Here is a 22748-nt window from a genome sequence, read left to right on the forward strand (position 1 = left end):
TTAAAAAGCCCTCATTCGAATTTTACGCCCATGGACGGTGGAGATGAATCCGTTACAAATGACCTTGCTTACGTGTGCGGCGGGCTTCTAGCCCTTGCCGTGGCAAGAGTCAATGGTGCGGCAAAAAACCGCCATAAACGTGATCGCGGCCGCCGCTCAGAAGGCGGACAGCTTGGCCATCGCCTTCTTTTCCCGGCGCCTTTGCACGGAGGAGGGGATGTTCATCGCCTCGCGATATTTGGCGACGGTGCGGCGGGCGATATCGATACCGCTCTTTTTCAGATTGTCGACGATATCATCGTCTGACAGAACCGCCTCGGCGGCCTCCTGCGCGATCATGGCCTTGATGCGATGACGCACCGCTTCGGCCGAATGGCTGTCACCGCCCTCCACGGCGCTGATTGAAACGCTGAAGAAATATTTCAGTTCGAACAGACCGCGCGGCGTCAACATGTATTTTTTGGACGTCACCCGGCTGACGGTGGATTCGTGCATCTTGATGGCGTCGGCTACCGTCTTGAGGTTCAGCGGGCGCAGATGATCCACGCCATTGACGAGAAAGGCGTCCTGCTGGCGCACGATTTCCGTCGCGACCTTCATGATTGTCCGGGCGCGCTGATCGAGGCTGCGGGTCAGCCAATGCGCCGTCTGCATGCACTCGGCCAGAAAATCCTGATCCTCGCCTGCACGTGCCTTATGTTTAGACACCTCTGCGAAATAACTCTGGTTGATGAGCACGCGCGGCAGGGTCTCGGGATTGATTTCCACCAGCCAGCCGCCGGTGGAGGAGGGACGAACGATAATGTCGGGAACGATGGTCTCCGAAACCATCGAATCGTAACCCGCGCCGGGGCGGGGATTGAGCGTGCGGATTTCCGCCAGCATGTCGAGAAGATCTTCCTCATCGACGCCGCAGATTTTTTTCAAGGAGGCAAAGTCGCGTTTCGCCAGAAGTTCCAGATTGTCGACGAAAGCCCGCATTGCCGGGTCGAGCCGGTCCTTCTGGGCAAGCTGGATTGCCAGACATTCGCTTAAGGAGCGGGAGAATACACCCGGTGGGTCGAAACCCTGAAGCGTCTTCAGAACGTGCTCGACCGCTGACGGTGCCGCTCCCAGCCGTTCGGCGACGTCGTCGACGGCATCCGCCGCAATATAGCCGGTCTCATCAAGCTGGCCGATCAGCGCATCGGCGATCATCCGGTCCTCGGCGGCGGATATGGCGAGCGGCAGTTGCTGATTGAGATGGTCACCGAGGCTCTGTCTGGCCGCGACGAAATCGTCGAGGTCGTAACTTTCCCCCGACTCCTGGCCGGGCATGGATTTCCATTGGCCGGCCAGTTCGGGCGCATCGGCCTTTCTGGGCTCGGCATCGTCGGGAAAGACGTTTTCGAAGCTGGTGTCCAGTTGCTCGCCGAGATTTGCGGCGCGGTCGCCATACCAGTCGTCGCTGTCGGACGTCACCGTCGCGGATCTCTCCGGGCCTTCGCCGTCCACGTCACCGAAACTCTCAGTCTCTGCCGGGGCATCGCTGCTCAAATCGCCATCGTTTGCCGCAATTTCCAGCAGTGGATTGCGCTCCACCTCCTGCGCAATGAACTGCGTCAGCTCGAAATGCGTCATCTGAAGCAGCTGGATGGACTGCATCAGTTGCGGTGTCATCACGAGAGACTGGTTTTGACGCAGCAAAAGGCTGGCAGACAATGCCATGGCGGACGCGAAACTCCCCTTACAGCTTCTCCATCGCCTGATTTTCCAGAAATTTTACTGAGACGACGGAACTTGGCCCAAAAATTGCTTTTTTATCTTGTTTGGTCAAGCGTCAGGGCGGGGCGCGATGAAGAATCTTTCGCGCGCCGATCATGATGATTTTAGGTCGAAACGACCTAAAATCTTAAATCATGATCTAGATCATATAATTAGAGCGGGATTTCAAGCGGAAACCACACACTTTTCGCGATCCCGCTCTAGGCGTTCAAAGGCTGAAATTATTGCCGAGATAGAGACGGCGTACATCCGGATTGTTGACGATATCGTCCGGACGTCCATGCGTCAGCACCTCGCCGGCATGGATGATGTAGGCGCGGTCGATGAGACCGAGCGTTTCACGGACATTGTGATCGGTCACGAGAACGCCGATGCCGCGCGCTGTCAGGTGTCTCACCAGATTCTGGATATCGCTGACCGAAATCGGATCGACGCCCGCGAAAGGTTCGTCGAGCAGCATGAAGGTCGGATCGGTCGCGAGTGCGCGCGCGATTTCCAGACGCCGCCGCTCACCACCCGAAAGCGCCACGGCAGGCGACTTTCGCAGTTGCGCGATATGAAACTCTTCCAGCAGCTCATCGAGCTTGCGGTTGCGCTTGGCAGCGTCCGGCTCATGCACTTCCAGCACGGCGCGGATGTTTTCCTCGACCGTCAAGCCCCGGAAGATCGATGCTTCCTGCGGCAGATAACCGACGCCGAGACGGGCGCGTCTATACATCGGCATGGTGGTGACATCATTGCCGTTGATGGCGATCTTGCCAGTATCCACGGGCACCAGGCCCGTGATCATGTAAAAACAGGTGGTTTTACCCGCACCGTTCGGGCCGAGCAGTCCCACGGCCTCGCCTCGGCGCACGACCAGCGAAACCCCGTTGACGACACGGCGCGTATTATAGGTCTTCGTCAGGCCATGCGCGATCAGCGTGCCCTGATAGGGGGTCTTGTCCGCCGGCGAGGCCGCGTCCGCGGATCGGCTGCGCCCGCCGCCGAATATCTTTGAGATCGAGGGTATCTTCACGAGGAAAGACTACTGTTTTTTCTGCGATTTCGGATCGAGCATGATCCGGACAGGGCCGCCGCAGCTTTCCAGCTTGGCCTGTCCCGTATTCATCAGAACGGTGAGCTTGCAGCCAGTGAAGACATTCGTGCCTTCGGACAGCACGACCTGCTTGCCGGTCAGGATGAAGGTCTGCGCCGCCATGTCGAATTCGCCGTGATCGGCCGTCGCCTTCTGGGTCTCGGACGTCAGATAGACATTATTGTCGACGAAGATTTTTTCGATATTGGCGTCGCCGCTGGTGAGCGAAGAACCCTCGCCCTTGTAATTCACGGTCATCTTGCCGGCCTGAAGGGTGGTCGTTCCCTGCACCACTTTCACATTGCCGGTGAAATAGGCCTTGCGCTCCTGATCGCGAATCTCGAGCTGATCGCTTTCAATCGCGATAGGCTGGTCGCCGGAGAGTTTGACGCCCTGCATGTTGCTGGTGGTGTTCTGGGCGAAAGCCACAGTTGCAAGACAGGAAAAGACAAGGCCTGCGGCTGCAAGGCCGGCGGATTTGCCAAGGGAAACGGGACGGGAAATTTGCATCATCTGGACCGGGCTCTCACTTGCCTTCATTCTTGATATTGGATGCAGCGATACGTGCCCGTACCTGCCCCGAAAATGTAATTGTCTTGCCATTATCGGCGATGTCAATCGATTGCGCAACAATCGAGCCGTCGTTTGTTTTGATCGAAACCGGCTCCTGGCTGCTCATTTTTCCGGCCTTCAGATCGACATCCGCAGACTGGAACTTCGCTTGTATGCCATTGCTGAGATTGATGTCAAAAGGGGCGGTCATCTTCAGCTTGTTGGTCGCCCGGTCGAAAATGCCTTCCTGGGCGATCACCTGCGCGACACTGTCGTTCACCGGCACTGCCGCCAGAACCTTCTCAAGCGTCATGAGATTGGGGTTGGCGATGTCCTGCAACGCACGGTCGGCGTTCATGGAATAATCGATCCCCTTCTCGTTGCGGCCGGCAACAGCGGGTTTTTCCATCACGATCTTGCCGTCTTCAATTCGTGCGCTCTCCAGAGAGACCTCATCGGGCGCCCAGGTTCGGATAACCGAAACGGCGATGAAGGCGAGCGAAATGATTGCCGCGCCGAGCGGCAGAATGATTTTCAGCCGCTTCACGCGCGCAGAATGCCGCAGCGCGGTGTCATAGGCGCCGTTCTGGTCATTGGGCAGCGAAAATGCTGGCGCGGGTTCGCGGAGTCTTTCGAGCATAAGAGTGGGTCCGGAATGCTTCTAGGGCGCCATTGTGGCGCACAATCGAGGCTTGTGTCTCTATCTAAATGTCTTTGGCATGAGTGCTTTGTCCTGCCAATATGGTTTTTGTCTGGAGAGGTGCAAGGGAAATGCGAATTTTATCGTAATTCTGGTTTCCTTATTGTTTCCTTGCGGCTTCGCGTTAGAAGAACCATATGGCCTGAAGCGCAAAAGCGGATGACAGAGGTTTTTATGGACAATATGGCGATAGCGGATCGCAGGCGGTTGCGCCGCAAGCTGACTTTCTGGCGGATTGCCGCCGTTCTCCTGCTTGTCGCCGGCGCTTTCGGTCTTTACCGGTTTTTATGGGATGGACCGCAGCAAAGCGCGAAGCCCCATATTGCCCGCGTCGAGGTCTCCGGCCTGATCACCGACAATACCGAACTTCTCGAGCGGCTCGACAAGATCGCCAAGAGCGAGAACGTCGAAGGGCTGATCGTGTCGATTTCCTCGCCAGGCGGCACCACCTATGGCGGTGAGCGCATCTTCAAGGCCATTCGAGGCGTTGCGGAAAAGAAGCCGGTTGTCTCGGATGTGCGCACGCTCGCTGCTTCGGCAGGTTATATGATCGCATCGGCAGGCGATGTCATCGTCGCCGGCGAGACCTCGATAACCGGCTCGATCGGCGTGATCTTTCAGTACCCCCAGCTTGGCCCGTTGATGGAAAAGCTCGGCGTTTCGTTGCAGGAAATCAAGTCGTCGCCGATGAAGGCGGAGCCTTCGCCGTTCCACGAGGCGCCGGAGGAAGCGAAGACGATGATCCGCGCCATGGTGATGGACAGCTACGGCTGGTTCGTCGATCTTGTGGCCGATCGCCGCAAGCTGCCGCGCGAAGACGTGCTGAAACTGGCGGATGGATCGATTTTCACCGGCAGGCAGGCGCTCGCCAACAAGCTGGTCGATACGCTTGGAGGCGAAAAGGAAATTCGCAGCTATTTCGAAACACGCGGTGTTGCCAAGGATTTGCCGATCGTCGAATGGCGCGCGCCGTCATCCCGCTCGCCTTTTGCGGTTCTCAGTGTTGCGCAAATAGCGAAGTTTCTGGGATATGACGATTTAATTCCCTTCGCAGGCCCCGGCCAGCTCGGTACGGACAAGTTGTTTCTTGACGGTCTTGTTTCCGTTTGGCAGGTTGAGCCGCGTTAAAAATCCAATTCTTTAAGGGGGCAACCGTGATCAAGTCTGAACTGGTGCAGATCGTTGCTGCGCGTAACCCGCACCTTTATCACCGTGACGTGGAAAACATCGTCAATGCGGTGCTGGATGAAATCACCGACGCCCTGGCGGCAGGAAATCGTGTCGAGCTTCGTGGTTTCGGCGCATTTTCGGTGAAAAACCGTCCGTCGCGTTCCGGTCGGAACCCGCGCACGGGTGAGTCGGTTTTCGTCGAGGAAAAATGGGTGCCTTTCTTCAAGACGGGCAAGGAACTGCGCGAGCGCCTGAACCCCGGCATGGGTGACGAAGAGGACGATTGATCGTCCTCAGCCCGCGCCGGAAACAGAGCGAGCGGAGCCCCGCAGCGATGGAGTATTGTCGGATGTCGAAAAAAATCATCAACCTCATCATCCTGCTTCCGCTGGCGATCATCCTCGTCATCCTGTGCGTGGCCAATCGTCAGTCCGTGACCCTGGCGCTCAATCCATTCCGACCGGAAGATGGTGTTCTATCCTTTACCGCGCCGTTTTTCGTTTTCCTCTTTCTGGCGGTCATTTTTGGCGTTCTCCTGGGGTCGGCGGCTACATGGTTCGCTCAGGGCAAACATCGCAAACGCGCTCGTATAGAAGCCAAAGAAGCCGTTCGCTGGCACGATGAGGCAAACCGCCAGAAGGCGGCCGCAACCGGGCAGCTGCCGCATGCGGGCCAACTCCCGGCAAAGTGATGGTGCCGACAGTCGCTCCGGCTCTAGTCGAGCGGCGTTCGGAATGCTATTTGCTGGCGCAATAAGACGCGGGCAGAAGCGGAAAGATTTCCATTGAAGAAAAAAGACAGCCGGCCGGGCAATCGCGCGCGCGCCGGGAGCGATAAAAAACAGGTCCATGCCGCAAAGCCGGCGCGCCGTGCGGATGCCACGCCGAAAAAGCGCGAGCCCGATGCAGTGCGCAACGTGCAGAAAGCCGCGCCGAAGGAAAAGACCGTCGTAGCGGCCCCCGTTGAACAGGTTCCTGCGCGCGCGCTTATGCAGCGCACCGGTGAACTGCCGGCAGAACAGGTTCCAGTCATTCTGGAATCGAGCGGCGCGGGTGATTTTCACCTGATCGACAGCGGCAACGGCCTGAAGCTCGAACAGTACGGTGACTACCGCGTCGTTCGTCCCGAGGCGCAGGCGCTGTGGCAGCCTTCCGTTCCTGATCGTGTGTGGCAGAATGCGGATGCCGTCTTTACCGGCGACACGGATGAGGACGGTATGGGGCGCTGGCGTTTCCCCAAGGCGGCTCTGGGTGAAACCTGGCCTCTCTCCCTGCTCGGGGTCGACTTTCTTGGCCGTTTCACCGCTTTCCGTCACGTCGGCGTCTTTCCGGAACAGATCGTCCATTGGGAATGGCTGAAAAATGCCGTCGAGACCGCCGGCCGTCCGCTGAAAGTGCTGAACCTCTTCGGTTACACCGGCGTCGCGTCGCTGGTCGCGGCGGCCGCAGGCGCTGAAGTCACCCACGTGGATGCCTCCAAGAAGGCGATTGGCTGGGCCAAGGAAAATCAGGCACTCGCTGGGCTTGAACAGGCGCCGATCCGCTGGATTTGCGAAGACGCGATGAAGTTTATCCAGCGCGAGGAACGTCGCGGCAGCACATACGACATTATCCTCACCGACCCGCCGAAATTCGGCCGCGGCACCCATGGCGAGGTCTGGCAATTATTCGACCATCTGCCGCTGATGCTCGATATCTGCCGGGAAATCCTGTCGCCCAAGGCGCTTGGCCTGGTGCTGACGGCCTATTCGATCAGGGCCAGCTTTTATTCGATGCATGAGCTGATGCGTGAAACCATGCGCGGCGCTGGCGGTGTTGTCGCATCAGGCGAACTGGTCATTCGTGAGGCCGGGCTAGACGGCAAAACGCCGGGCCGTGTGCTTTCCACATCGCTGTTCAGCCGCTGGGAGCCGAAATGATGAAAGATATGCGCGAAAACACCACGCGCCGGGTTGGCCAGGTCAAGGAAGTGACCAGCCTTGCCAATCCCATCATCAAGGATATCAAGGCGCTTACCCAGAAAAAGGGCAGGGAAGAGACCGGCGCCTTCATGGCGGAAGGCCTGAAGCTGGTTATCGACGCGCTTGAACTCGGCTGGACGATCAAGACGCTGGTTTATGCCAAGGCCGCCAAGGGCAAGCCGCTGGTGGAGCAGGCGGCGGTGAAGACGGTCGCATCGGGCGGTCTGGTGCTCGAAGTCAGCGAAAAGGTTATCGCCTCGATCACCCGCCGCGACAATCCACAGATGGTCGTCGGCATTTTCGAACAGAAATGGAAGGCGCTGAAGGATATCCGCCCGGAAAAGGGCGAGACCTATATCGCGCTCGACCGGGTTCGCGATCCCGGCAATCTCGGCACCATCATCCGCACGGCTGATGCGGCCGGCGCTTCGGGCGTCATTCTCGTCGGGGATTGCACCGATCCGTTTTCGCTGGAAACGGTGCGCGCCACCATGGGTTCGGTCTTCGCCACGCCCGTCGCCCGCGCTTCGGTCGAGGAATTCCTGTCCTGGAAAAAATCGGCGCAGGTCAGCGTTGTCGCCACCCATCTCGCCGGCTCGGTGGATTACCGAAAGATCGACTATGCCGGAAAGCCGGTTGTGCTCCTGATGGGCAATGAGCAATCCGGCCTGCCGCCGGAACTCGCCGGCAAGGCCGACCAGCTGGCGCGCATTCCCCAGCAGGGCCGCGCCGACAGCCTCAATCTCGCCATCGCAACTGCCGTCATGCTGTTTGAAGCACGGCGACATCTCCTCGAACTCGCACCGGTGACGTAATGGCCAAAGCGGCTTTGTTCTCGAAATTCGGCCCGGCCTTCGCGCTGATCGTCGCCGCACTGGTGCTGGACCAGATCGTCAAGCAGCTGGTCGAAGCCTATCTGCCGCTGCAGGAGATGGTGCCCGTTGCCCCGTTCCTGGCGCTTTACCGCACCTATAATCTCGGCGTGGCCTTTTCGATGCTGGAGGACATGCATGGCTGGTTCATCGTCAGCATGCGGCTCGTCATCGTGGTCTTCGTCTTGTGGCTGTGGCGCAAGACGGCGGCGGACCGCACCTTTGCCCATCTCGGCTTTGCCTTCATTATCGCAGGTGCTGCCGGCAATCTGCTCGACCGTTTTTTTTATGGACATGTCATCGACTATATCCTGTTTCATACGCAGACATGGTCTTTCGCGGTCTTCAATCTGGCTGACAGTTTCATAACCATCGGCGCAGCCTGCGTCATTCTCGACGAGTTTTTGCACGCCCGGACGGCTAAAAAGTAAAATTTTAGGGTTTCAGCCAAACATATCAAAACCGCTGCCGTGGTAGCGGTTGCCTATGAGCGAACTGGCAAGACTTCGGCAGAAGGTTTCAGACGAGCTGGGCCTGGCCGCGACGGCGGCGCAGCCGGCGGATCGTGTCGAGCCAACAACGCGCCATGCTGATGAAGAACATGCGACCGATACCAGGTCGATTGCGCTCTATGTCGCCGCGTCGTTATCGGTCGGGGCTTTTTCCGCAGCCCTGATCGCGCTTGCTGTGCCTTATGCGGTTACCGTTGCGCTGGCGACGTTTTTTGGCGCGGTTCTCGTCGGTGTCCTGCTCTATACGCTCTTTGATGAATCTTTCCATCAGCCCACCGTGCGGGCTGCGGATTCCGATCTTCAGCTGCGGCAAACGCAAAACCGCTCGCTGATTGCCGAGATGCAGGAATTCATGGGCGATATCGTCGTGATCCGTGACATGAACAGGCGCATTGTCGAAGCGAACCGGGTTTTCCGCGAAATGACCGGCTGTGCGGCGCCCGAAGGGCTGAGCTGCGAGGAAATCGGCATCGCTTTCCGTCCGGGCGACAAGGTCCATGCCTATGATGTGGAGATCGCAACCCCGTTCGGTCAGCGCATCTTTTCCTGGCATGATGTCGTGACCCGCGATCTGGCAAGCAGCCGTCTTCTCATCAGCAGCATCGCCCGAGACGTGACCGAAGAGCGGCTTGCGCTCGGCGAGCGCGAGGACGCCCGGCTGCGCGCCGAAAAGGCCGATGCCGAAAAGGCGCGGCTGCTTGCCACCGTAAGCCATGAAATTCGCCTGCCGCTTTCCGGCATGCTCGGCATGAACCATCTTCTGTCGCAGACGAGGCTCAACGAGGAGCAGCGAAATTATCTCGATGGCATGCGGCAATCCGGCCAGTCGCTGGTGCAGCTTGTCGAGGATCTGCTGGATTATTCGACCATGGAGGCCGGCCGTTTCAGGCTCAATCCGCGCGCGGAAAACCTGCGCCGGCTGATCGAGAGCATCGTCGAGATGCTGGCCCATCGCGCCCATGAAAAAGGCATAGAAATCACCTCCTTCGTTGCGCCGAATGTGCCCGATCATCTCGATTTCGACCCGGCGAGGCTACGTCAGGTCCTCTTCAATCTCCTCGGCAATGCCGTCAAATTCACGCAGGAAGGCGGCGTCGTCATCCGGGCGCGCATGGCCGACGACGAATTGCACATTGCCGTCGAGGATACCGGCCCGGGCATGAGCCGGGCGGAACAGGCCCGTATTTTCGGGGAATTCGAACAGGCGGGCCCGTTGTCGCAACGAAGCGCCGGCACCGGCCTTGGACTTGCGATTTCCGCCCGTATCGTGCGGGAATTCGGCGGCCGCCTCACGGTTTCGAGCCGCAAGGGCAAGGGCAGCACTTTCAAACTGGCGTTTCGCCCGGCAGGCGCCCCTGCCGAAATGGCGGATCCGGCAAGGCGTCATTGCCTGAGGCATACAAATGTCCTGCTCATCGCACCGAAGGGCGTGGCGGCGGCGGTGACGATGGAGGCGCTCGAGGCTTTCGGCGGTCAATGCACTCTCATCCATCAGCCTGAGGATCTGGAAAAGCTGAGGAAGGGTTCTGCTGCGCGAGCGGCCGACCTTACCGATATCATCGTCGACCGGCGCATTTCGCCGCTCTTCAGGGACGCCCTGAAGGATTGGCCGCAACAGAATGTCCGCCGCACGCTGCTCGTCAGCCCCGAAGAGCGGCCGTCGACCATGCATGTGGCCTTCGATGCCTGGTTGATCCGGCCATTACGGGAAAAATCCCTGATCGACGTCCTGTGCGGCCGTCTGCGCGGCATTGAGAGGCGCGACGCCATCAACGACAACCACCCGGATGTGGGATTTTCCTCGCGGGTGGCGGAAGGGGCGAGCGGTATCGAGATACTCGTGGCCGAAGACGATGCCGTCAATCAGCGCATCATCCGCGCCGTTCTGGAAAAAAGCGGCTATATCGTCCGCGCTGTCGAGGATTTTGAGGCGTTGCGGCAATCTGTGGAGCCGGGCGCAACCCGCCTGCCTGAACTCATCGTCTCAGATCTCAACATGCCGGGCGGCGAGGGGCTCGATGTGCTTCCCGACCTTCTCTATAAGCTCAAGGGCGAAAGAAATATTCCCGTCATCGTGCTCAGCGCAGATGCGAGTGACGCGACTGCCGAAATCCTGCTTGGGGCCGGTGTCGGTGCGGTTTTGACCAAGCCTGCCGACCCACGACGGCTGGTTGAGGAAATTCGCCGTCTGCTGGAGGCGAAACGCCTGTCGCTATCATAACTTGACAGACTCGCGCTGGCGGCATTTTGTCACTATTCTGTCGTCAATTAGTGATTTATGACAGGAAAATTCTTTGGTGGCGGAGCGATTCCCCATGGTTGCCGAAATCCTCAATCACGACATTTGTGAAAACAATGTTGTCATTCATCCTCGTCCCGAGGCAGCTCAGGACAATGAGGGTCTTTTCGGCCGTATCGGCACGCTGGAAACACGGCTCGCCAGAAATGAACGCGAGATCGATGCCGCGCAATCCGTGCGTTACCGGGTTTTCGTCGAGGAAATGAAGGCGCGGCTTCCCGCGGAAGCCATGCGCCGCAAGCGCGATATCGATGCCTGGGACAGCGTCTGCGACCATCTGCTCGTGCTCGACAAGGCGATCGAAGGCGACAGCGAAGACCAGATCGTCGGCACCTATCGCTTGCTGCGGCAGGAAATCGCGCTTGCCAATAACGGTTTTTATTCCGCCAGCGAATTCGACATCGCCGGTCTCGTTGCGCGCCATCCGGGCAAGCGTTTCATGGAGCTTGGCCGTTCCTGCGTGCTGCCCGAATATCGCACCAAACGCACCGTCGAGCTTCTGTGGCAGGGCAACTGGGCCTATGCCGTGAAACACCGCATGGATGCCATGATCGGTTGCGCCTCCTTCCCCGGCGTGCAGCCGGAAGCCCACGCGCTTGCCCTGTCTTTCCTGCACCATAATTGCGTGGCCAAGGGTGAGTGGGAAGCTTCCGCCCTTCCCGAGCTTTATCATGAGATGGACCTTGTGCCGGCAGAGGCGCTCAACGCCCGCAAGGCGCTGAACGCCATGCCGCCGCTGATCAAGGGCTATATGCGCCTCGGCGCCATGTTCGGCTCCGGCGCGGTCGTGGACCATGCCTTCAATACCACAGACGTCCTCGTAGTCCTGCCGGTTTCGTCCATCGCCGGCCGTTACATCAGCTATTATGGCGGCGAGGCCGAGCGCATCAACGGCTGACCGGGTTTCGGCGCAGCCGGGCGGGATGTTCCTGTGGGCAGCGTTCCCGCGCGTGTTGTATTGAGGTGGAGATTGCCGCTAGTGTCGGCCCTTCTTTTCCGCAACACGATATGACATCGGCAGACCATTGACGGACGTTCTGACAACCGCTTCCCTGATCTCGGAAGAGAGCCGCGCGACGGCCACTCCGATGATGGAGCAATATATCGAGATCAAGGCGAACAATCCCGGTTCGCTGCTGTTTTACCGCATGGGCGATTTTTACGAATTGTTCTTCGACGATGCGGTCGAAGCCTCCCGCGCTCTGGGCATCACGCTGACGAAACGCGGCCAGCATATGGGTCATGATATCCCCATGTGCGGCGTCCCTGTCCACGCGGCGGATGATTATCTGCAGAAACTCATCCTGCGCGGTTATCGCGTTGCCGTCTGCGAACAGGTGGAAGATCCGGCGGAAGCCAAGAAGCGCGGATCGAAATCCGTGGTCAAGCGTGATGTGGTGCGGCTTGTCACACCCGGCACGCTGACCGAAGAAAAGCTGCTGTCGCCGACGGAATCCAACTATCTGATGGCGCTTGCCCGCATTCGCGGCAGTGCCGAGGCGCAGTTTGCACTCGCCTGGATCGATATTTCCACCGGCGTTTTCCGCCTGGCGGAAACCACGCTGACACGGCTTCTCGCCGATATCTGGCGCATCGATCCGCGCGAGCTGATCGTCGCCGACAGCCTGTTCCATGACGAGGAATTGCGGCCGGTTTTCGATGTGCTTGGCCGCGTGGCCGTGCCGCAGCCGGCGATCCTCTTCGACAGCGCCACGGCGGAAGGGCGCATCGCGCGTTATTTCAACGTCTCAACGCTGGACGGCTTCGGCACCTTTTCGCGTGTGGAAATGGCGGCCGCCGCCGCTGCCGTCGCCTATGTCGAAAAGACCCAGATCGCCGAGCGCCCGCCACTCGGTGCGCCGGAGCGCGAAAGCGCCGCTTCGACCCTTTTCATCGATCCCGCCACCCGCGCCAATCTGGAACTGGTGAAGACGCTGTCGGGCGAAAGGGACGGATCGCTGCTGCATGCCCTGAACCGCACGGTAACAGGAGGTGGCGCGCGGCTTCTCGCCGAGCGGCTGATGTCGCCCTTGACCGACCCGGAAAAAATAAATGCTCGCCTCGATGCCGTGGCCTATCTGATCGATGACGTCTCGCTCTGTGACGGCCTGCGTGATGCGCTGAAACAGGTTGCGGATATGCCGCGTGCGCTCTCCCGCCTTGCGCTGGAGCGCGGCGGCCCGCGCGATCTCGGCGCCATCAGGCAGGGGCTGGCTTCTGCCGAGAAGATTGCCGCCATTCTCGATCAGGGATTGTTGCCGGACGAGCTGGCGGCGGCGCTCGCGGATTTGAAAGCCCTGCCCGGCGGTCTCGAAGCCATGCTCGGCTCGATGCTTGCCGACGATCTCCCGCTTCTGAAGCGTGATGGCGGTTTCCTGCGTGAAGGCGCCAATCCCGAACTCGACGAGGTGCGGGCGCTGCGCGACCAGTCGCGTCGGGTGATTGCCGGGCTGCAACTGAAATATGCCGATGAGACCGGCATCAAGTCGCTCAAGATCAAGCACAACAATGTGCTTGGCTATTTCATCGAGGTGACGGCAGGCAATGCCGATGTGATGATGGCGACGGACGAGGCCAAGGCGCGTTTTATCCACCGCCAGACCATGGCGGGCGCCATGCGCTTCACCACCACCGAGCTTGCCGATCTTGAAAGCCGCATCGCCAATGCCGCTGCGCAGGCTTTAACCATGGAACTGGAAGCCTTCGAGCGCATGGTCAAGGCTGTGGTGCACCAGGCGGAAGCGATCAAGGCCGGCGCACTGGCGCTTGCTGTGATCGATGTCGCCTCTAGCCTTGCTTATCTCGCGACCGAACAGGCCTATTGCCGCCCGATTGTTGATGCCTCCATGACCTTTGCGATCAAGGGCGGGCGGCATCCGGTGGTGGAGCAGGCGTTGCGGCGGCAGTCTGCCGGACCCTTCATCGCCAATAATTGCGATCTGTCAGCCGTCAACGGTGGTAAGAACGGCGCGATATGGCTGCTCACCGGCCCGAATATGGGCGGTAAATCCACCTTCCTGCGCCAGAATGCGCTGATCGCCATCCTCGCGCAGATCGGTTCCTTCGTTCCGGCGGAAGCCGCCCATATCGGTGTCGTCGATCGGTTGTTTTCCCGTGTCGGCGCATCGGACGATCTGGCGCGCGGCCGATCGACCTTCATGGTGGAAATGGTGGAAACGGCCGCCATTCTCAATCAGGCGACGGATCGCTCGCTGGTCATTCTGGACGAGATCGGCCGGGGCACCGCAACTTTTGACGGTCTTTCCATCGCCTGGGCGGCGGTGGAGCATCTGCATGAGGTCAATCGTTGCCGTGGTCTCTTCGCCACCCACTTCCACGAATTGACCGTGCTGTCGGAAAAACTCGGCCGCCTTTCCAATGCCACGATGCGGGTGAAGGAGTGGGAAGGTGACGTGATCTTCCTGCACGAGGTCGGACCGGGTGCTGCGGATCGTTCCTATGGCATTCAGGTGGCCCGGCTTGCGGGCTTGCCTGCATCGGTAGTGGAGCGCGCCCGCGAGGTGCTGACGAAGCTTGAAGATGCCGACCGCAAGAACCCGGCCAGCCAGTTGATCGACGATCTGCCGCTGTTCCAGATCGCGGTTCGCCGCGAGGAAACCCGCAAGGCCGGACCATCGAAGCTGGAGGAAGCTCTGAAAGGCTTCAACCCCGACGAAATGACGCCGCGTGAGGCATTGGACGCGCTCTATACGTTGAAGAAAGAACTTGGCAAGGCTTAAGAGGATAGACTGCCTGTCCATCGCCTTTAAAACTCGCTATAGGACACTCCCATCGCAAGTGGTGGGATTTCCCACAGGACATGGATACCGGCATAGATGGCCATCAAGGACCTGGATTTTTCCGACATTCTCGATGTATCGGCGCTGAAGCGCGACTGTGACATCATCTTCAAGGAAGACGGCAAACGCATCGCCGATATCAAGTCCGATCTACTGCCGATCTTCCGCAAGGCCAGTACGGAAGGCCGGGAAAAGGCCAGAGAACTACTGAAAGCCGATGGCAGCGGCATTGACTGCGCCCGGCGCATCTCCTGGCTCCAGGATCGGCTGATCGAAACGCTCTATGATCTCGCCTGCCAATACGTCTATCCGAAAGATGCGCCGCAGATCGCGGTCGCCGCGGTTGGCGGTTATGGACGCGGCACGCTGGCGCCGGGATCGGATATCGACCTCCTGTTCCTGCTTCCCACCAAGAACACACCTGACATGCACAAGGCCGTGGAGTTCGTGCTCTATCTCCTCTGGGACCTCGGTTTCAAGGTCGGCCACGCCACCCGCACGGTGGATGAATGCATCCGCCTCTCCAAATCCGACATGACGATCCGCACCGCCATTCTGGAAGTGCGGGCGATCTGCGGCAAGAAATCCCTGACCGACGATCTCGAAAAACGCTTCGAGTCAGAAGTCGTCACCGGCACCGGCCCGGAATTCATCGCCGCAAAGCTCGCCGAGCGCGACCAGCGCCACCGCAAGGCGGGCGATACGCGTTATCTGGTGGAGCCGAACGTCAAGGAAGGCAAGGGTGGCCTGCGCGACCTGCACACGCTGTTCTGGATCGCCAAATATTATTATCACGTCCGCGATACGGCCGATCTGGTCAAGCTCGGCGTCCTGTCGCGGCCTGAACTCAGGCTGTTCGAAAAGGCCGATGATTTTCTCTGGGCTGTGCGTTGCCAGATGCATTTCATCACCGGCAAGGCGGAAGAGCGCCTTTCCTTCGACATCCAGCGTGAGATTGCTGATGCCCTGAATTATCAGCCGCGCCCCGGCCTCTCCGCCGTTGAGCGTTTCATGAAGCACTATTTTCTCGTGGCGAAGGATGTCGGCGATCTGACGCGCATCGTCTGCGCCGCACTGGAAGACCGGCAGGCGAAGGATGTGCCGGGCCTTTCCGGTGTGCTGAGCCGCTTTGCCCATCGCGTGCGTAAAATCCCCGGCTCGGTGGAATTCGTCGAGGATCGGGGGCGCATCGCGCTTGCCAAGCCAGATGTCTTCAAGAACGACCCGGTCAATCTGATCCGGCTGTTCCACATTGCCGATATCAACAATCTCGAACTGCATCCCGATGCGCTGCGTGTCGTCACCCGCTCGCTGTCGCTCATCAATGACGAGCTGCGGGAAAATGAAGAGGCAAACCGGCTTTTCCTGTCGATCCTGACGTCGCGGCGCGATCCGGCGCTGACCCTGCGCCGCATGAACGAGGCAGGCGTGCTCGGCAAGTTCATCCCCGAATTCGGCAAGATCGTCGCGATGATGCAGTTCAACATGTATCATCACTATACGGTGGATGAGCATCTGATCCGCTCTGTCGGCGTGCTTTCGGAAGTGGACAAGGGAACGGCCGTCGATGCCCACCCGCTTGCCAACCAGCTGATGCCGAGCGTCGAGGAACGTGAGGCGCTTTATGTCGCCGTTCTATTGCACGATGTGGCAAAGGGCCGGCAGGAAGACCACTCGATTGCCGGCGCGCGTGTCGCCCGCAAGCTCTGCCAGCGTTTTCGCCTCACCGGCAAGCAGACCGAAACGGTGGTCTGGCTGATCGAGCAGCATCTTCTGATGTCCATGGTCGCCCAAACGCGCGATCTGCATGACCGCAAGACCATCACCGATTTCGCCGATAAGGTGCAGTCCATGGAGCGGCTGAAGATGCTGCTCATCTTGACGGTCTGCGATATCCGCGCCGTCGGTCCCGGCGTTTGGAACGGCTGGAAGGGGCAGCTGCTGCGTTCGCTTTATTACGAGACCGAACTGCTGCTGTCGGGCGGCTTCTCGGAAGTCTCCCGCAAGGAGCGCGCGCAGATCGCCCGGCAGGCGCTCTACGACGCCCTCGAGGACTGGGGCCAGAAGGCGCGGCGCAAATATACCAAGCTGCACTACGAGCCCTATCTGCTGACGGTGGCGCTCGAAGACCAGGTGCGTCACACCCGCTTCATCCGGGAGGCCGACAAGCAGGAAAAAGCGCTGTCGACCATGGTGCGCACCCATTCCTTCCACGCCATCACCGAAATCACCGTGCTGGCGCCCGACCATCCGCGTCTGCTGTCCATCATCACCGGCGCCTGTGCTGCCGCCGGCGCCAATATCGCCGATGCGCAAATCTTCACGACGTCCGATGGGCGGGCGCTCGATACGATCCTCATCAACCGCGAATTTCCGATCGATGAGGACGAGACGCGGCGCGGCAACAATGTCGGCAAGCTCATCGAGGAGGTTCTCTCCGGCAAGCAGCGCCTGCCGGAAATGATCGCTACCCGCACCAAGAGCCGCAAGAAGAAGAGCGCCTTCACTATTCCGCCCTCCGTCATCATCTCCAACGGGCTGTCGAACAAGTTCACCGTCATCGAAGTGGAATGCCTCGACCGGCCGGGGCTTCTGGCGGATATGACGGCCGTTATCGCGGATCTGTCGCTCGATATTCACTCCGCCCGCATCACCACCTTCGGCGAAAAGGTCATCGACACCTTCTATGTGACGGACCTCTTCGGCCAGAAGGTGACGAATGACAACCGGCAGGCCAGCATCGCCACGCGCCTGAAGGCGGTGATGAGCGAGCAGGAAGACGAATTGCGAGACCGTATGCCGAACGGCATCATCGCCCATCCAGACGTGGCGGCCCTGCCGGCCGCGCGAACGGCAAAGGCTTGAAGCGCCCATGAGTCTGATCGGCAAGTTCGCCACCGTCGGCACGGCCACGCTCGGCAGCCGCATCTTCGGCTTCCTGCGAGAAACCCTGATGGCCGCCGCCGTCGGCACCGGCCCGGTGGCGGATGCCTTCAATGCTGCTTTCCGTTTTCCCAATACCTTCCGGCGGCTGTTTGCCGAAGGCGCTTTCAACTCGGCCTTCGTGCCGCTATTCGCCAAGGAAATCGAGGCGAACGGCATGGAAGGCGCGAGACGCTTTTCCGAGGAAGTCTTCGGCGTCCTGTTCACAGTGCTTTTGGCCCTGACGATCCTGATGGAACTGTCGATGCCATTCATCGTGCGCACGGTGATCGCGCCGGGCTTTCTGGACGACCCGGTGAAATTCGACAACACCGTCCATCTCGCCACCATCATGTTCCCCTATCTCGCCTGCATGTCTCTGGCGGCAATGATGGGCGGCATGCTGAACTCGCTGCATCGTTATTTCGCAGCCGCAATTGCTCCCGTTTTCCTCAACATCATCCTCATCGGCGTGCTCGCTTTGGCATGGTGGAAAAATTACGATCCGCTTCAGGTGGGTTATGCGCTCTCCTGGGGCGTGATGGCGGCGGGTCTGGTGCAGCTCGCCATTGTCTGGATTGCCGTGCGCAATGCCGGCATGCGGATCGGCTTTCGCAGGCCGCGGCTGACGAAGAATGTGCAGCGCCTCCTGGTTCTTGCGCTGCCGGCAGCGATTACCGGCGGCATCACCCAGATCAATCTGCTGATCAACACCAATATCGCCTCTGCCGGCGAGGGCGTGATCTCGTCGCTTGCCTATGCCGACCGGATTTACCAGCTGCCGCTCGGCGTCGTCGGCATCGCGGTGGCCACCGTGCTTCTGCCGGAATTGGCGCGGGCGTTGCGCGGCGGGCATATGGTGGAGGCCGGAAGCCTGCAGAACCGCTCGGTCGAATTCGTACTGTTCCTGACATTGCCGGCTGCCGCAGCACTTCTCGTCATGGCGGAGCCTATCGTTCGTTTTCTTTACGAGCGCGGCAATTTCTCGCCTTCAGCCACTGTCACCGTCGCGCAAATCCTTGGTATCTATGGTCTTGGTCTGCCGGCTTTTGTGCTGATCAAGGCCTTCATTCCGGGCTTCTTCGCCCGCGAGGATACGCGCACACCGATGATCTTCGCGGCGATTTCCGTTGTCGTGAATGTCTCGCTGGCACTGACGCTTTTCCCGCGTCTTGGCGGCCCGGGCATCGCCATTGCCGAAATCACCGCCGGCTGGGTGAATGCCGCCCTGCTGTTCGGCATGCTTTTGTGGCGTGGTCACTGGCAGGTGGATATTCCGCTGCTCACCCGCATTCCGCGCCTGCTGCTTGCGGCGGCACTGATGGCCGTATTCGTGCATTATGCGCTGACGTGGCTGACCTTCGAGCTGTCTTCCGCCTCGTCCATCTTCGTGCGTGCCGGCACAATCATGGCCCTCGTCTTTGCCGCCATGCTGGTCTATTTCGTCCTGGCTTTCGTGTCTGGAGGTGGCGATATCGGTATGGTGAAGAGGGCCGTACGCAAACGCGGAAAAAAGACTGCCGAAACGGATGCTGGCTGATGTCCTTTGCTGAAAACCGCCGCATCGCCATCGTTACCCTCGTGGTTGATGACTACGATCGGGCGAAGGCGTTTTATTGCGATGTCCTCGGCTTCGAGTGCCTCTCCGATGAGCCACTGGACGACGGCAAAAGGTGGCTGGTGGTCAAGCCGCAGGGCGCTGACGGTGGCGCCCTTCTGCTTGCCGAGGCGGATGGCGAAGAGCAGCGACGTGCCATCGGCAACCAAACCGGCGGCCGTGTCGGATTTTTCCTGCATACCGACGATTTCGCCCGCGACCATGAAACCATGACTGCACGTGGCGTGCGCTTTCTGGAAGAACCGCGCCATGAGGTTTATGGTTCCGTCGCGGTCTTTGCCGACCCTTACGGAAATCGCTGGGACCTCCTTCAGCCGCGCCTTGGATAGCCCTTGAAACCGCTTGATTGCGAGGGGCTGCGGGTGCATAAGCGCGCGTGCAATTCCAACCATGGGGCGGGGCCCTCCACAAGCCTTTTCGAGGACGACAATGAACGCATTCAAGCCGCTGGTTTTCTCGGGCGTCCAGCCGACCGGCAATCTGCATCTCGGCAATTATCTCGGCGCGATCCGCAAGTTCGTGGCGCTGCAGGAAGATAACGACTGCATCTATTGCGTCGTCGACATGCATGCCATCACCGCCCAGCTCGTTCATACGGACCTGAAGGCGCAGACCCGCTCGATTGCGGCCGCCTTCATCGCCTCGGGCATCGATCCCGTAAAACATATCGTCTTCAACCAGTCGGCCGTGCCGCAGCATGCGGAACTCGCATGGGTGTTCAACTGCGTGGCGCGCATCGGCTGGATGGAGCGCATGACGCAGTTCAAGGACAAGTCCGGCAAGAATGCCGAACAGGTGTCGCTCGGCCTGCTGGCCTATCCGAGCCTGATGGCCGCCGACATTCTCGTCTATCGCGCCACGCATGTTCCTGTTGGAGACGACCAGAAACAGCATCTGGAACTTGCCCGCGATATCGCCCAGAAATTCAACATCGATTTCGGCGATCATATCCGCAAGGCGGGCCTCGGGCTCGATATCACCGTGGGCGATGAGCCGGTGCACGCCTATTTCCCGATGGTCGAGCCGTTGATCGGCGGTCCTGCACCGCGGGTGATGTCGCTCAAGGACGGCACCAAGAAGATGTCGAAGTCCGACCCTTCCGATCTTTCGCGCATCAACTTGATGGATGATGTCGACGCGATCTCGAAGAAGATCAAGAAGGCAAAGACCGATCCGGACGCGCTGCCGAGCGAAGTGGAAGGTCTTAAGGGTCGCCCCGAGGCCGAAAACCTCGTCGGCATCTATGCCGCGCTGTCCGACAGGACCAAGGCGGATGTTCTTTCCGAATTCGGCGGACAGCAGTTCTCGGCGTTCAAGCCGGCCCTCGTCGAGCTTGCGGTTAATGTTCTGGCCCCCGTCAACAACGAGATGCGCCGCCTTCTCGATGACCCGACCCATATCGACGCCATCCTCAAACAGGGCGGCGAGCGGGCACGCACCATCGCCGAAAAGACGATGAACGAGGTGCGCGACATCATCGGCTTCCTGCGCTGACAGGTCGCTGCTGCGCGAATGCGGCGGGCGGTTTGCGCCTGCCGTGATTTGATATAATCTCCGCCCGAAACGTCGGGCGGTTTTACGGATCACGGCGGACCTAGGGAGTGCAGAATGGTTTCAAAACGGCTGTCGCGTCTGGAAGGGCATCGTCGCAAATTTCTCGCTGTTATCGATGACACACCGGAATGCGAAAGGGCCGTGCACTATGCCGGTCGTCGTGCCAAGAACTCCAATGGCGGGCTGGTGCTGCTTTACATGATCCCGGAAGGCGATTTCCAGCAATGGCTGGGTGTCGAGCAGATCATGCGGGCCGAAGCGCGTGAGGAGGCGGAAGCCACGCTCGCCAAGATCGCCCAGAAGGTGCGCGAGACCATCGGGATCGAGCCGGAAGCGGTGATCCGCGAAGGCAGCGCCACCGAGCAGATCCACGGGCTGATCGAGGAAGACCGCGATATAGCCATTCTGGTGCTCGCGGCTGGCTCGACGAAGGAGGGGCCGGGACCGCTTGTTTCCTCCATTGCCGGACGTGGGGCAGCCTTTCCCATTCCCGTCACCGTGTTGCCGGATACGCTGTCGGACGAGGAAATCGACGCGCTCTGCTGATCCTGGTTTCGGGCAAGATCTTGGGGCTGACGATTTCTTGAATGTAATTATCATGTCAGGGCTTGAAGTGCAGCTTCGCCGGGCGTATTTTTTGGAAGAATTCTAAATTACGGGGCGTGAACGGCGACCTCGAAGGAGACAGACGATGTTCATTCAGACGGAAGCCACGCCGAACCCGACAACGCTGAAGTTCCTGCCGGGCAAGGTGGTGCTGGAAAGCGGTACGGCTGAGTTTCTCAACCCGTCGCAGGCGCAGGCTTCGCCGCTGGCGGAGCGCCTCTTCACCATTCCGGGCGTGACCGGCGTTTATTTCGGTTTCGATTTCATCACCGTCACCAAGGACGGTGCGGAATGGCAGCACCTGAAGCCTGCTATTCTGGGCTCGATCATGGAACATTTCATGTCCGGCCGCCCGATCATGGGCACGGCTGTTGCGGCTGAAGTGTCGGATGAGGAGGGCGAATTCTTCGAAGAGGGTGACGAAACCATCGTCGCCACCATCAAGGAGTTGCTGGATACCCGCGTTCGCCCCGCCGTGGCGCAGGATGGCGGCGATATCACCTTCCGCGGTTTCCGCGACGGCACGGTGTTCCTGAACATGAAGGGCGCCTGCTCGGGTTGCCCGTCCTCCACCGCCACGCTGAAGCATGGCGTTCAGAATCTGCTTCGCCATTTCGTGCCGGAAGTGCGCGAAGTCGAAGCGGTATAAAAGCGCAAGCCAGGCCATCATGATTGTTCTCGCACTCGACACCTCAGGTGTGGATTGTTCCGCCTGCGTTTATGACAGCGCCTCCGACAGGGTGCTCGGCGAGGTATGCGAAACGATCGGCAAGGGCCATGCCGAAAGGTTGATGGCGGTGATCGACGGTGCGCTGGAGCAGGCGCAACTGGCGCTCCAGAATGTCGGGCGCATCGCCGTGACCATCGGGCCGGGGTCTTTCACCGGTATCCGCGTCGGGGTCGCCGCCGCGCGCGGCTTTGCCCTGTCGCTCGGCGTCGAGGCCGTGGGCGTCACCACGCTTGAAACGCTGGCGCTTCATCATCTGCTTGCAAATCCCGGCCGGCCCGTGGCCGTCGCGCTGGATGCCAAACGCGGCGAAGCCTATCTGCAGACATTCGGTGCGGATGGATCGCCGCTGCGCGATGCTGCGCTTCTGCCCCTGGACGACGCCAAAACGGTTACCACCGGTTTTGATGGCGCCGTTATCGGTTCAGCCGCGCCGCTTTTGGCGGGGTTGGAGGCGGGTTCGGGACCGGATCACTTCCCGATTGCCTCGGTCGCGCGTGCTGCTGCGCGCAAGCCAGCTGGCCAGCCGAAACCCGCGCCGCTTTATCTGCGCGGGCCGGATGCCCGGCCGCAGACCGGTTTTGCGCTGGCACGTCAGGGCGTTGCCTGATAGG

At 59.9% G+C, this 22748-nt stretch carries 20 protein-coding genes; 16 read left to right on the forward strand and 4 right to left on the reverse strand.

Features of this window, described 5'->3' with window-relative positions; translation table 11 throughout:
• Window positions 1–156 precede the first annotated feature (156 nt).
• The 4 genes from rpoN to lptC all read right to left on the reverse strand — a co-directional run bounded on the left by rpoN (window position 157) and on the right by lptC (window position 4034).
• On the reverse strand, window positions 157–1707 hold the full coding sequence (gene rpoN, locus PH605_RS01145; protein ID WP_142844087.1) for an RNA polymerase factor sigma-54: 1551 nt from the start codon (window positions 1705–1707) through the stop codon (window positions 157–159).
• A gap of 265 nt (window positions 1708–1972) precedes the next feature.
• Window positions 1973–2782 carry an LPS export ABC transporter ATP-binding protein gene (gene lptB, locus PH605_RS01150; RefSeq protein ID WP_003520083.1) on the reverse strand — a complete coding sequence of 270 codons (810 nt, stop codon included), beginning with the start codon at window positions 2780–2782 and terminating at the stop codon, window positions 1973–1975.
• A gap of 9 nt (window positions 2783–2791) precedes the next feature.
• Entirely contained in the window at window positions 2792–3355 is a 564-nt protein-coding gene (locus tag PH605_RS01155; RefSeq protein ID WP_003503784.1) for an LptA/OstA family protein, read from the reverse strand.
• A 13-nt stretch (window positions 3356–3368) separates the two neighbouring features.
• The gene (gene lptC, locus PH605_RS01160; protein WP_059759327.1) at window positions 3369–4034 is read right to left on the reverse strand and encodes an LPS export ABC transporter periplasmic protein LptC; all 666 of its coding nucleotides are present in this window, start codon (window positions 4032–4034) and stop codon (window positions 3369–3371) included.
• 234 nt (window positions 4035–4268) lie between these two features.
• Here lptC and sppA point away from each other — a divergent pair, with 234 nt between their 5' ends.
• The 16 genes from sppA (at window position 4269) to tsaB (ending at window position 22744) form a co-directional block, all read left to right on the forward strand.
• Window positions 4269–5222, forward strand: a complete 954-nt coding sequence (gene sppA / locus PH605_RS01165; RefSeq protein ID WP_142844285.1) for a signal peptide peptidase SppA — start codon at window positions 4269–4271, stop codon at window positions 5220–5222.
• Between the two features lie 2 nt (window positions 5223–5224).
• Complete coding sequence (locus tag PH605_RS01170) at window positions 5225–5551, forward strand: integration host factor subunit beta (RefSeq protein ID WP_333780280.1); 327 nt, start codon at window positions 5225–5227, stop codon at window positions 5549–5551.
• Window positions 5552–5613: 62 nt separating this feature from the next.
• Complete coding sequence (locus tag PH605_RS01175) at window positions 5614–5955, forward strand: LapA family protein (RefSeq protein ID WP_065654584.1); 342 nt, start codon at window positions 5614–5616, stop codon at window positions 5953–5955.
• A gap of 93 nt (window positions 5956–6048) precedes the next feature.
• Entirely contained in the window at window positions 6049–7182 is a 1134-nt protein-coding gene (locus PH605_RS01180; RefSeq protein WP_142844086.1) for a class I SAM-dependent methyltransferase, read from the forward strand.
• On the forward strand, window positions 7179–8039 hold the full coding sequence (locus PH605_RS01185; protein WP_078051340.1) for a TrmH family RNA methyltransferase: 861 nt from the start codon (window positions 7179–7181) through the stop codon (window positions 8037–8039). Before PH605_RS01180 ends, PH605_RS01185 begins: the two co-directional genes overlap by 4 nt.
• The gene (gene lspA / locus PH605_RS01190) at window positions 8039–8527 is read left to right on the forward strand and encodes a signal peptidase II (RefSeq protein WP_003520075.1); all 489 of its coding nucleotides are present in this window, start codon (window positions 8039–8041) and stop codon (window positions 8525–8527) included. The genes PH605_RS01185 and lspA overlap by 1 nt, the downstream gene beginning before the upstream one ends.
• A gap of 55 nt (window positions 8528–8582) precedes the next feature.
• Window positions 8583–10829, forward strand: coding sequence for a hybrid sensor histidine kinase/response regulator (locus PH605_RS01195; RefSeq protein WP_142844085.1), 2247 nt, complete (start codon window positions 8583–8585; stop codon window positions 10827–10829).
• Window positions 10830–10923: 94 nt separating this feature from the next.
• Window positions 10924–11805: a GNAT family N-acetyltransferase gene (locus PH605_RS01200; RefSeq protein WP_065654580.1), complete on the forward strand. Its 882-nt coding sequence runs from the start codon at window positions 10924–10926 to the stop codon at window positions 11803–11805.
• Window positions 11806–11995: 190 nt separating this feature from the next.
• Window positions 11996–14647, forward strand: coding sequence for a DNA mismatch repair protein MutS (gene mutS / locus PH605_RS01205; RefSeq protein ID WP_142844281.1), 2652 nt, complete (start codon window positions 11996–11998; stop codon window positions 14645–14647).
• Between the two features lie 96 nt (window positions 14648–14743).
• Entirely contained in the window at window positions 14744–17572 is a 2829-nt protein-coding gene (locus PH605_RS01210) for a [protein-PII] uridylyltransferase (RefSeq protein WP_142844084.1), read from the forward strand.
• Between the two features lie 7 nt (window positions 17573–17579).
• Window positions 17580–19169 carry a murein biosynthesis integral membrane protein MurJ gene (murJ, locus tag PH605_RS01215; RefSeq protein ID WP_142844083.1) on the forward strand — a complete coding sequence of 530 codons (1590 nt, stop codon included), beginning with the start codon at window positions 17580–17582 and terminating at the stop codon, window positions 19167–19169.
• Window positions 19169–19576, forward strand: coding sequence for a VOC family protein (locus PH605_RS01220; RefSeq protein ID WP_065654576.1), 408 nt, complete (start codon window positions 19169–19171; stop codon window positions 19574–19576). The genes murJ and PH605_RS01220 overlap by 1 nt, the downstream gene beginning before the upstream one ends.
• A 100-nt stretch (window positions 19577–19676) precedes the next feature.
• Window positions 19677–20741 carry a tryptophan--tRNA ligase gene (gene trpS / locus PH605_RS01225; RefSeq protein WP_059759352.1) on the forward strand — a complete coding sequence of 355 codons (1065 nt, stop codon included), beginning with the start codon at window positions 19677–19679 and terminating at the stop codon, window positions 20739–20741.
• A 114-nt stretch (window positions 20742–20855) separates the two neighbouring features.
• On the forward strand, window positions 20856–21347 hold the full coding sequence (locus tag PH605_RS01230; protein ID WP_003503758.1) for a universal stress protein: 492 nt from the start codon (window positions 20856–20858) through the stop codon (window positions 21345–21347).
• A gap of 145 nt (window positions 21348–21492) precedes the next feature.
• Window positions 21493–22056 (forward strand): NifU family protein, encoded by a 564-nt coding sequence (locus PH605_RS01235; RefSeq protein WP_020812436.1) that lies wholly within the window; start codon window positions 21493–21495, stop codon window positions 22054–22056.
• Window positions 22057–22075: 19 nt separating this feature from the next.
• A complete protein-coding gene (gene tsaB / locus PH605_RS01240; protein WP_142844082.1) occupies window positions 22076–22744 on the forward strand; it encodes a tRNA (adenosine(37)-N6)-threonylcarbamoyltransferase complex dimerization subunit type 1 TsaB in 669 nt (222 codons plus the stop codon).
• Window positions 22745–22748 lie beyond the last annotated feature (4 nt).

It is taken from the genome of Agrobacterium sp. CFBP 3001 (assembly GCF_027871605.1).
Taxonomy (GTDB): Bacteria; Pseudomonadota; Alphaproteobacteria; order Rhizobiales; family Rhizobiaceae; genus Agrobacterium; species Agrobacterium leguminum.

Coding starts and splice junctions, on each gene's coding strand:
- rpoN (WP_142844087.1), bottom strand. CDS start 1,707: ATGGCATTGTCTGCCAGCCTTTTGCTGCGTCAAAACCAGTCTCTCGTG.
- PH605_RS01155 (WP_003503784.1), bottom strand. CDS start 3,355: ATGATGCAAATTTCCCGTCCCGTTTCCCTTGGCAAATCCGCCGGCCTT.
- lptC (WP_059759327.1), bottom strand. CDS start 4,034: ATGCTCGAAAGACTCCGCGAACCCGCGCCAGCATTTTCGCTGCCCAAT.
- sppA (WP_142844285.1), top strand. CDS start 4,269: ATGGACAATATGGCGATAGCGGATCGCAGGCGGTTGCGCCGCAAGCTG.
- PH605_RS01175 (WP_065654584.1), top strand. CDS start 5,614: ATGTCGAAAAAAATCATCAACCTCATCATCCTGCTTCCGCTGGCGATC.
- PH605_RS01185 (WP_078051340.1), top strand. CDS start 7,179: ATGATGAAAGATATGCGCGAAAACACCACGCGCCGGGTTGGCCAGGTC.
- lspA (WP_003520075.1), top strand. CDS start 8,039: ATGGCCAAAGCGGCTTTGTTCTCGAAATTCGGCCCGGCCTTCGCGCTG.
- PH605_RS01195 (WP_142844085.1), top strand. CDS start 8,583: ATGAGCGAACTGGCAAGACTTCGGCAGAAGGTTTCAGACGAGCTGGGC.
- PH605_RS01200 (WP_065654580.1), top strand. CDS start 10,924: ATGGTTGCCGAAATCCTCAATCACGACATTTGTGAAAACAATGTTGTC.
- mutS (WP_142844281.1), top strand. CDS start 11,996: ATGATGGAGCAATATATCGAGATCAAGGCGAACAATCCCGGTTCGCTG.
- PH605_RS01210 (WP_142844084.1), top strand. CDS start 14,744: ATGGCCATCAAGGACCTGGATTTTTCCGACATTCTCGATGTATCGGCG.
- murJ (WP_142844083.1), top strand. CDS start 17,580: ATGAGTCTGATCGGCAAGTTCGCCACCGTCGGCACGGCCACGCTCGGC.
- PH605_RS01220 (WP_065654576.1), top strand. CDS start 19,169: ATGTCCTTTGCTGAAAACCGCCGCATCGCCATCGTTACCCTCGTGGTT.
- trpS (WP_059759352.1), top strand. CDS start 19,677: ATGAACGCATTCAAGCCGCTGGTTTTCTCGGGCGTCCAGCCGACCGGC.
- PH605_RS01230 (WP_003503758.1), top strand. CDS start 20,856: ATGGTTTCAAAACGGCTGTCGCGTCTGGAAGGGCATCGTCGCAAATTT.
- PH605_RS01235 (WP_020812436.1), top strand. CDS start 21,493: ATGTTCATTCAGACGGAAGCCACGCCGAACCCGACAACGCTGAAGTTC.
- tsaB (WP_142844082.1), top strand. CDS start 22,076: ATGATTGTTCTCGCACTCGACACCTCAGGTGTGGATTGTTCCGCCTGC.